Annotated in this window: 8 protein-coding genes; 6 read left to right on the forward strand and 2 right to left on the reverse strand. The window is 71.2% G+C overall.

The window, feature by feature from the left end:
- Nucleotides 1–116 precede the first annotated feature (116 nt).
- From ACE3TE_RS08235 to ACE3TE_RS08245, 3 genes are read left to right on the forward strand one after another with little or no spacing between them, the layout of a single operon-like run.
- A complete protein-coding gene (locus ACE3TE_RS08235; RefSeq protein WP_374603939.1) occupies nucleotides 117–665 on the forward strand; it encodes an RNA polymerase sigma factor in 549 nt (182 codons plus the stop codon).
- Entirely contained in the window at nucleotides 662–1,006 is a 345-nt protein-coding gene (locus ACE3TE_RS08240; protein WP_374603941.1) for a hypothetical protein, read from the forward strand. Before ACE3TE_RS08235 ends, ACE3TE_RS08240 begins: the two co-directional genes overlap by 4 nt.
- The gene (locus ACE3TE_RS08245; RefSeq protein ID WP_374603943.1) at nucleotides 1,003–1,527 is read left to right on the forward strand and encodes a DUF3106 domain-containing protein; all 525 of its coding nucleotides are present in this window, start codon (nucleotides 1,003–1,005) and stop codon (nucleotides 1,525–1,527) included. Before ACE3TE_RS08240 ends, ACE3TE_RS08245 begins: the two co-directional genes overlap by 4 nt.
- Here ACE3TE_RS08245 and ACE3TE_RS08250 read toward each other — a convergent pair whose 3' ends face one another.
- Complete coding sequence (locus ACE3TE_RS08250; RefSeq protein ID WP_374603945.1) at nucleotides 1,528–2,628, reverse strand: NAD(P) transhydrogenase subunit alpha; 1,101 nt, start codon at nucleotides 2,626–2,628, stop codon at nucleotides 1,528–1,530. It lies immediately after the preceding gene.
- 64 nt (nucleotides 2,629–2,692) lie between these two features.
- On the reverse strand, nucleotides 2,693–4,972 hold the full coding sequence (locus ACE3TE_RS08255) for a DUF1631 domain-containing protein (RefSeq protein ID WP_374603947.1): 2,280 nt from the start codon (nucleotides 4,970–4,972) through the stop codon (nucleotides 2,693–2,695).
- 131 nt (nucleotides 4,973–5,103) lie between these two features.
- Here ACE3TE_RS08255 and ACE3TE_RS08260 point away from each other — a divergent pair, with 131 nt between their 5' ends.
- Genes ACE3TE_RS08260 through ACE3TE_RS08270 form a run of 3 tightly spaced genes read left to right on the forward strand, consistent with a single transcriptional unit; the run spans nucleotide 5,104 to nucleotide 7,111 of the window.
- Nucleotides 5,104–5,670, forward strand: coding sequence for a nitroreductase (locus ACE3TE_RS08260; RefSeq protein ID WP_374603949.1), 567 nt, complete (start codon nucleotides 5,104–5,106; stop codon nucleotides 5,668–5,670).
- A complete protein-coding gene (locus ACE3TE_RS08265) occupies nucleotides 5,658–6,548 on the forward strand; it encodes a 5'-3' exonuclease H3TH domain-containing protein (RefSeq protein WP_374603951.1) in 891 nt (296 codons plus the stop codon). Before ACE3TE_RS08260 ends, ACE3TE_RS08265 begins: the two co-directional genes overlap by 13 nt.
- Before the next feature lie 26 nt (nucleotides 6,549–6,574).
- Complete coding sequence (locus ACE3TE_RS08270) at nucleotides 6,575–7,111, forward strand: NUDIX hydrolase (protein WP_374603953.1); 537 nt, start codon at nucleotides 6,575–6,577, stop codon at nucleotides 7,109–7,111.
- The last annotated feature ends 80 nt before the right edge of the window (nucleotides 7,112–7,191 follow it).

Below are 7,191 nucleotides of genomic sequence, written 5' to 3' on the forward strand. Positions count from 1 at the left end.
GCCCTGGCATCATAACCGCTGCTTGAATGCCGGCCAGCGCCGCCGGCCATCGGGGTCAACCGGGCCGGCGTCAATGCGTTATAAGGCGCCATGACCGGCCCGTCCGCCCGCCCGTGATGCCCTTCGACGCCGCCCCTGCCGCCGAAGCGACCAGCCTCGATGCCTTCCTGGCGTCGGTGGAGCGTCGTGGCTTCCGCATGGCGGAGCTGGCGCTGGGCCATCGCGAAGACGCCCTGGATGCGGTGCAGGAGGCGATGATCAGGCTCGTGGGCTACCGGGACCGGCCACCGGCGGAGTGGACGCCGCTGTTCTGGGCGATCCTGCGTCGCCAGGTCACCGACCGCCACCGCCGCAACAGCGTGCGGCGCAAGGTGATGGCCGTGCTGGGCCGGGACGAGGACAGCCGCGACGACCCGCTGGAAATGCTGCCCGACCCGAACGAGGACCCGGCCCGCCGCCACGCCGACGCCGCCGCCTGGGCCGCACTGGGCAAGGCCGTGCGCCGCCTGCCCCGCCGCCAGCGCGAGGCCTACCTGCTGCGCGAGCTGCAGGGCCTGGACGTTGCCCAGACGGCGGCGGCGATGGGCTGCTCCGAAGGCTCCGTGAAAACCCACCTGTCGCGGGCAATGTCCGCCCTGCGCACCCACCTGGAGGAATGGCGATGAGCCGCCCCGACCCCACCACCGACCGGGCCCGCGACCTCTTCGACCGGGCCAGTGACCGCCTGGACCAGGGCACGGCCTTCCGGCTGCGCCGGGCCCGGGAAACGGCGCTGCGGCCGGCGCCTGCTGCTTTGTCGGGCCGGCGGCTGTGGCCCGCGGGCGCGGTCGCCGCCAGCGTGATGGCCCTGGGCCTGGCCTGGTGGTTGCCGCGCGGTGACCTGGAAGCACCGGCAACGGCGGCGCTGGCCAGCGAGGAAGTTGAATCCCTCGTGCTGGCCGAGGATGCCGAACTCTACGCCTGGCTGGCCGAGGCGCCGGTCGCCTCGCCCGGGGAACCGCGATGAAGGGCAGCCTGCCAGGGCTTCGGCGGCTGGCTTTCGCGCTGCTGCTGGTGCTGGCCGCGCCGGCGATCGCGCACGAGCGCGGCGACCGGGACCGCGGGCACGGGCATGACCCGGCCCACCACGGACCGATCACGGTGCCCGCCGGCGTGGTGGTGCCGGGCTGGGACGAACTGACGCCGCAGCAGCGCGAACACCTCGGCCACCACAAGGACCAGTGGGACAGCCTGCCGGCCTCGCGCCGCGTGCATCTGCTCGAACGCGCGGAACGCCGTGCGCGCTGGGCCGCGATGCCACCCGAAGAACGCGAACGCATCCGCAAGGGCATGCGCAACTACCGCGACCTGTCGCCCGAGCAGCGCGAGCAGGCACGCAGGGCCATGCGCGCGATGCACGCCCTTCCCGCCGCGGAGCGCGACGCGCTGAGGAAACAGTGGCGCGCGATGAGCCCGGAACAGCGGCGCGCCTGGCTGGAAACCGGCGGCCCCGGGCTTTCGCCGCCGCCGGAAACCGGCGCCGACTAGTCAGCCGTCGCGGCGGGCGCCGTCGTGGGCCAGGCAGGTTCTGGCCAGCAGCTCGTCGTCCCAGTCCATCGCCAGTGCGCCGTCCTTGAGCGACAGCGCCAGGAAGTTGAAGACGTTGCGGGCGTACATCTCGCTGGCGTGCATCGCGCCCTGGCTGGCGAGGTTGAGCGGGCCGGCGAAGGTGACGCCGGATTGTTCAAAGGTTTCGCCGGGTCGCGTGAGTTCGCAGTTGCCACCCGTTTCCGCGGCCAGGTCCACGACCACGCTGCCGGGCTTCATGTTGGCCACCATCGCGGCGCTGATGATCTTCGGTGCCGGGCGGCCGGGCACCGCCGCGGTGGTGACGACGACGTCCACGGTCCTGAGGTGTTCGCCCAGCCGACGCTGCTGCTCGGCGCGCTCCTCGGCGGTGAGTTCGCGCGCGTAGCCACCCTCGCCGGCCGCGCTGACGCCGAGGTCGAGGAACTTGCCGCCCAGGGATTCGATCTGTTCGCGGGTTTCCGGCCGCACGTCGAAACCCTCGACCTGCGCGCCGAGCCGGCGGGCGGTGGCGATGGCCTGCAGGCCGGCGACGCCGGCACCGATGACCAGCACCTTCGACGGCCGGATGGTGCCGGCGGCGGTGGTGAGCATCGGGAAATAGCGCGGCGCCAGCTGGGCGGCCAGAAGCACCGCCTTGTAACCGGCCATGCCGGCCTGCGAGGACAGCACGTCCATGGCCTGGGCCCGCGTGGTGCGCGGCAGTTTTTCCAGCGGAAAGGCGGTGAGTATGCCGTCGACGAAAGCCTGGACCCGGGCCGGGTCGGCGTGCGGGGCCAGCAGGCCGATCACCACGGCGCCGGGCTTGAGCCGGGCCAGGCGATCGTTTGAGGGCGGCTGCACGCAGACCAGCACGTCGGCCTGCGCCAGCGCCGCATCGGCGTCGTCGGAAAACTCCGCACCGGCGTAGGCAGCATCGGGAAAGAAGGCCGGTTCGCCGGCACCACGTTCGATCAGCACCCTTGCGCCGAGGCCGGTAAGCTTGCGCGTGGTTTCCGGCGTCAGCGCGACGCGCCGTTCGCCCGGCGCGGTTTCACGGATGAAGACGATGCAGGCCGCCATGCGCGCCACTCCCCGGTTTGTCCGGCCCTGATGCTACCGGAAACCGCGACGCGCGCGGCGGGGATCAGCCCAGGTCTTCGCGCAGCTTACCCATGACGCGGTGCAGGACCTGGTCGAAGACCTGTTCCTGTTCGCGCACCAGCAGGTTGCCCGTCTGCTTCATCGCGGCCAGCTCCTCGACCGATGCCACCAGCACGCGCACGCCGCGGCGATTGACGAACATCAGTCGCGAGGAAATCGGGCTGATCCAGGACAGCTTCACCGGGTGGTGCTTGCCGTCGTCGCCGGCGATGTGGATCCAGGTGCCGATCTTGATCTGGCGCATCTGCTCGACGTCGCTGTCGCTGACCTTGAGCCCGGCCTTGCCACCGACGACCTCGAGCTTGGGCTTGAGGTCGGCCAGCGCCGCCGCCACGACCGAACGCCGGTCGGGCATCTGCACCACCTTGTCGTCGGCCGGCGCTTCCGCGGGCGGCTCGACCTTGACCTGGGCCTGGCCGCGGGCGCGGCGCTCGAGGCTGTCGGCCAGGCCGTGCATCACGTCCTGGGCGGCCTCGCCGATGATGCCGGAGCTGGCGAGCACGGTTTCGATCGGTTCGCGCATCGCCTGCACGGCGGGCGCGATGGCTTCGGGCGGATCGCCGGGCTTGGGCAGCAGGCCCAGCAGGCGGTCGGCCACGGTCAGGGCGACCTGCCAGGAACCGCTGTCGGGACCTTCGCGCAGCGCGATCATCGACAGGTGGTGGGTCCAGTTGCGCTCGAGGAAATCGCGCATCGCCGGCGTCGGTTCCAGGCCGCGGGTGCGCTGCTGCAGTTCGACCCTGGCCAGGTCGCGGGCCTGTTCGAGGCGCTCCTGGCCACGCTGGGCCTCGGCGGCGCGCCGTTCGGCGAGCTCGACCCGGCGGCGGTGCTGTTCGAGGAACTGGCGCAGCTCCTGCTCGAGGGTTTCGAAGATCGCCAGGTCCTCGTTGAACTCGGCGATCAGGCGATCGACGGTGCTCTCGGCCTTCTGCAGCAGCTCGCGCTCCTGCGGGCCTTCGCCGCGGTTGCCTTCGACGGCCTCGGCCAGCGAGTTCAGCAGGCGACGGGCCGGGTGGGTCTTGTAGAGGAACAGGCGGCGGTCCATCACCGCAGCCTTGACGAAGGGCACGACCAGGCGGGAAATCATCGTGCGCGCGGACTGTTCGAAGTCGCGCTCGTCGAACATCACGTCGAACAGCATGCCGACCAGGTCCACCGCGTCCTCGTCGGCCTGGCTGATGCTGACTTCCTCGGGCGGCAGGCCGATGCGGCTGGCCCCGCGCAGCACTTCGTTCTTGAGCAGCGCGGCCAGCGAGACCTCGGGGCGCTCGAGCGCCTCGTTGACGGCCTGCGGCACGTTCGACTGCATCAGCGAGAGCAGCGACATCATTTCGTTGGACGCCAGCGGGCGCTGGCCGGCGCCACCGGTCTGGCGGCCACCCTGCTGGGCGGCGCCGGGCTGGGCCGGGCGCCAGGCGTGCAGCAGCTGCTGCAGGACTTCGAAAACCGCGCGGTCTTCCGCGGCCGGGCCGTCTGCCGAATCGGCACCGGCGCCGGCGGGCCGGTAATCGGACGCCGCCGGTGCGTAGCCGTCGGCCGTGGCCGGCGGCACGTAATCGGGCTTGGGCTGCGGCCGCTGCGCCGGCTGCTTGGGCGCGGCCAGGTCGGAACGGAAACCCGCCGCTTCCAGGCGCGCGTTGAGGTCGGTCAGCAGGTCGCGCAGGTCGTGGATCAGCTCGCGCTCGTAATACTTGAACAGCACCATGCGCACGTCGTCGGGCAGTTCGATGCCCTCGTGCGCGGCACCGATGGCGCCGGCCAGCGCATGCGCGCTGAGCGGATTGGCGTCGGCATCGAGCCTGGCGACGCCTGCCATGCGCGCCAGGCGCCCGGCCAGTTCGTCGAGCTGCTTGCCGTGGATGCGGGTGATGGCCTCGGCGGTGAGATTGGTCGCCAGCTGCTGCTCGAGTTCGGCCTCGGGCAACAGGCTGAGCTCGGGCATGCCGGAGGCGTTGTCGTCCGGCTTGCGCGGCGAGGTGCGGGTTTCAAACGCACTGAAACCGGTGTCGAGGTAGTCGCGGAACCCGCGCTCGAGCGGCGCGCGCGAGGCGCGCAGGGCGCGCATCGCGAACAGGTAGGGCGAACCGTCCGGAACCCCGTCCTTCTTGGCCAGGTCGAACAGCCAGTCGTCGGCCCGGGCGAACACGCGGGCCAGAACGGCCTGCAGGTGTTCGGTGCTGCGGCGGCGCATCGCCGCCACCACGTCCCGGGCGGAAGCCGGGGCGCTGGCGGGGGCGTTGCCGGGGATGGGATTCTCGTTCATGGGCCTCTGCACGTCGGGGGGGGACCACGCGCTGTGGAGGAATTCTGGGCAATCGTGCCACAGATAACTGTGAACCGATTCCCAGAACGACCGATCCGGGGCCGGGGTGGACGAATGGTAATCTCCGCCGGATGAACGAACTCCGATACCTGCGCCAGCGCCGCTCGGTGCCCTCCCGCCTGCTGGCCGACCCGGGCCCCGACGCCGCCCAGCTGCGCGCGATGCTGGCCGAGGCCGTGCGCGTGCCCGACCACGGCCGGCTGGCGCCGTGGCGCTTCCTGGCCATTCGCGGCGAGGCCCGCCACGTCCTCGGCGAGCGCCTGGCGGCCCGGGCGCTGCAGAAGGATCCCGCCACCGCGCCGGCCCTGGTGGACAAGGACCGCCAGCGCTTCTCCCAGGCCCCGCTGGTGCTGGTGGTCGTCGGCTGTCCGGTGCCCGGGCACAAGGTGCCGGTGCAGGAACAGCTGCTGTCCGGCGGCGCCGTCTGCTTCGCGCTGCTGCAGGCCGCCCAGGCCCTGGGCTTCGGCGCGCAATGGCTCACCGGCTGGGCCGCCTACGACCACGAGATCCTGCGCCAGCTCGGGCTTCGCGAGGGCGAGCTGGTGCTGGGCTTCATCCATATCGGCACCGCGACCGAAACCGCGCCCGAGCGGCAGCGCCCGGATCCGGACGCCCTGCTGGCCGAATGGTCGCCATGAGCCAGCCGGTCCACCTGGTCGACGCCAGCCTGTACGTGTTCCGGGCCTGGCATTCGATGCCCGACGAGTTCCATGACGTCGACGGCTGGCCGGTCAACGCCGTGCAGGGTTTCGCGCGTTTCCTGCTGGACCTGCTGGAGCGGCAGAAACCCGGGCGCATCGCCGTGGCCTTCGACCAGTCGCTGGAATCGAACTTCCGAAATGCGCTCTACCCGGCCTACAAGGCCAACCGCGAACCGGCGCCGGAAGAACTCAAGCGCCAGTTCGGCCACTGCCAGGCGCTGTGCCGGGCGCTGGGCCTGGCGGTGCTGTCGGACGAACGCTTCGAGGCCGACGACCTGATCGGCGCCAGCCTGCTGCGGGTGCGTGCGGAAGGCCACGCCGGCCTGATCATTTCCGCCGACAAGGACCTGTCCCAGCTGCTGGCCGGCGACGACCAGCAGTGGGATTTCGCCCGCAACGAACGCTGGGGCGCCGACGGGGTGAAGGCGCGCTACGGCGTGCACGCCCATCAGGTCGCCGACTACCTGGGCCTGACCGGCGACGCGATCGACAACATCCCCGGCGTGCCGGGCATCGGCCCCAAGACGGCCGCCATCCTGCTGGCTCACTTCGGCAGCCTGGATGCGATTTACGATCGCCTGGACGAAGTGCCCTTCCTGCGCATGCGCGGCAGTTCCCAGCACGCGGCCCGCCTGCGTGAACACCGGGACATCGCCCTGCTCTCGCGCCGGCTGGCGACGATCGCCGTCGACGCACCGCTGCCCGCCGACCTCGGCCTGTGCGAACGCCGCGACCCGGACCGCTCCGCGCTGGAAACCTTCTGCGAACAGCTGCGCTTCGGGCCGCTGACGCGCCGCCGCTTGCTCGCCACCTGAGGCCGCGCCGCGCTACGATCCCGGGCATGAGCGAACAACCCGTGGTGATGTGCGAAGGCAAGTACCTGCGGCTGGTGAAGCACGGGCACTGGGAATACGCGGAGCGCACGAACGCCGGCAGCGCGGTGATCGTGATCGCGGTGACGCCCGAGCGGAAGCTGCTCTTCGTTGAACAGTTCCGCATCCCGCTGGGCGCGCCGACGATCGAGATGCCGGCCGGCCTGGTCGGCGACCTCGATGCGGCCGATACGATGGAAGAAGCCGCCCGGCGCGAACTGCTGGAAGAAACCGGCTGGCAGGCCGACGAGGTCAAGGTGCTGATGGTCGGCCCGACCAGCTCGGGCATGAGCAACGAGCTGATCGCCTTCGTGCGCGCCCGCGGCCTGACCCGCATCCACGCCGGCGGCGGCGACGAGACCGAGAACATCACCGTGCACGAAGTGCCTGTGGATGAAGCCCCGCGCTGGCTCGCCGGCAAGATGGCCGCCGGCTACGCCATGGATCCCAAGCTATGGGCCGGGCTGTGGCTGCTGGACCACAACCCCGACGGCACCCCCGCCTGATTCGACTCCTCTGTAGGAGCGCCTTCAGGCGCGAATCCTTTGACTTGGCCTTTGGCCAAGAAGAGATTCGCGCCTGAAGG

Origin of the sequence: Arenimonas sp. (genome assembly GCF_041919775.1) — a bacterium.
Taxonomy (GTDB): Bacteria; Pseudomonadota; Gammaproteobacteria; order Xanthomonadales; family Xanthomonadaceae; genus Arenimonas.

What these genes read in the sequence shown, in the direction of transcription:
- ACE3TE_RS08265 (WP_374603951.1), top strand. Translation starts at nt 5,658, where the DNA reads ATGGTCGCCATGAGCCAGCCGGTCCACCTGGTCGACGCCAGCCTGTAC.
- ACE3TE_RS08240 (WP_374603941.1), top strand. Translation starts at nt 662, where the DNA reads ATGAGCCGCCCCGACCCCACCACCGACCGGGCCCGCGACCTCTTCGAC.
- ACE3TE_RS08270 (WP_374603953.1), top strand. Translation starts at nt 6,575, where the DNA reads ATGAGCGAACAACCCGTGGTGATGTGCGAAGGCAAGTACCTGCGGCTG.
- ACE3TE_RS08235 (WP_374603939.1), top strand. Translation starts at nt 117, where the DNA reads ATGCCCTTCGACGCCGCCCCTGCCGCCGAAGCGACCAGCCTCGATGCC.
- ACE3TE_RS08245 (WP_374603943.1), top strand. Translation starts at nt 1,003, where the DNA reads ATGAAGGGCAGCCTGCCAGGGCTTCGGCGGCTGGCTTTCGCGCTGCTG.
- ACE3TE_RS08250 (WP_374603945.1), bottom strand. Translation starts at nt 2,628, where the DNA reads ATGGCGGCCTGCATCGTCTTCATCCGTGAAACCGCGCCGGGCGAACGG.
- ACE3TE_RS08255 (WP_374603947.1), bottom strand. Translation starts at nt 4,972, where the DNA reads ATGAACGAGAATCCCATCCCCGGCAACGCCCCCGCCAGCGCCCCGGCT.
- ACE3TE_RS08260 (WP_374603949.1), top strand. Translation starts at nt 5,104, where the DNA reads ATGAACGAACTCCGATACCTGCGCCAGCGCCGCTCGGTGCCCTCCCGC.